The following is a 1,343-nucleotide window of genomic DNA, read 5'->3' as shown; positions in this document are numbered from 1 at the left end:
AATTTAAGTATCTTTATCGTACTATATAATGATACTAAAAGTTGACTTTTAGAGGGGGAAAGCCTATACTTTATTTATCGGTTAGCAATGGTGCTGACCGGCCCGGAACCAGCGGCGGCAACCGCTCCGGGAAAACTGCGAAGGAATAAATTATGAGCGCATACGTAGTATCTGATAAAGCCATTTCTACTATCGTTAAAACTCTGGTGCTGACCGGCACACTTCAGCCTGTCGAGGCTGTTTCATTTGGTCAGATGATGCTTAATCTGAATACCCATTCTGTTAATGTTCGCTATCAAGAAAGCAGCCCGGCGCACGCTTTTGAATACAGTGAACCGGAACTAAATATTAACGACCCAAAAACACAAATTCAGGTGATTGTCTGCATTGATGAGTATGAATATCAGTCCTGCGAGTTTGCCGAATACTATGAAACGATGGTGCATACAGTCCTCAAAGCCATAAAATCAGCGTTACATGAGGCTTATACTGAAACATTGCCTAATCCCGCCCAGTGGAAAGCTAAAAAATCCTATGAACTGCCGGGCTATTCAGAAGCTGAATGGAGTTTATGATCGCGCGGGGGTAAGCCCCCCGCTCTATCTGTAGGGGCGTAGCCCCTTTTTTTGCGCCGGTGATCTCTGGCGTCCCCTGCGGGTCGGGCTTTCGTGCTACACATCGAGCCAGGCAAGCTGTCTCGCCCCTTCGGGCTTCAATCCCTAACGCCTCCGGGCTTCGCCCTCCGCACTCCGCTTGGCCTCCGGGCTTTGCCCTCCGCGCTTCGCTTGGCTTTTTCAGCCGGTGCCAACTCCGGGCCGCGAGGATAACCGGCGGGAGGCGAACTGTCCTCCACAGCTCCCCGTTCCGTTGGATGGTCTGCCGTTCCTCCATTACCGGTATTCCACACTAGCGCGGTGTGGCGTCAATAGTTCGCTTCGCCGCTTCGCGCTATTGACCCCACCCCTTGCGCCAGTGTTACACACCGGTTGTCGGAAACGACAAACCCTCCAACTACCCTACAGGTGCTTTATGGCCGAAATTCTCCAACTCCTCCCGCCGGTTATCCTCGCTATCGCAGCCCTCATCACAGCCATCACCGGCCTGATAAAAGTCCTGAAAAGCAAGAAGAAGTAACGGAAAGGGGCGGCAAGCCGCCCCTTTCCCCTGCTCCCCTGGCTTACCCTGCTGTACGATCCGTGGATTTCACAGCAGGGTTATTTTGGGTGATCGCCGTGATTGGCCCGGCAGCGGCCGCCGGTTACTCAGGGCGTTCCCTGCGGGCCGGGCTTTCGTGCTGCGCATCGAGCCAGGCAAGCTGTCTCGCCCCTTCGGGCTTCAATCCC

Annotated in this window: 1 protein-coding gene; it reads left to right on the top strand. The window is 53.7% G+C overall.

Translation table 11 applies throughout. The annotated features are described in order from the left end of the window. The first annotated feature begins 152 nt into the window (after positions 1-152). Positions 153-575, top strand: a complete 423-nt coding sequence (locus OQV04_RS24660) for a hypothetical protein (protein WP_033544602.1) — start codon at positions 153-155, stop codon at positions 573-575. Positions 576-1,343 lie beyond the last annotated feature (768 nt).

The organism is Escherichia sp. Lx600-2 (genome assembly GCF_036662595.1).
Lineage (GTDB): Bacteria > Pseudomonadota > Gammaproteobacteria > Enterobacterales > Enterobacteriaceae > Escherichia > Escherichia coli.
Note: the sequence above shows the minus strand (reverse complement) of the source record. Positions and strands in the feature narration are given on the sequence as shown.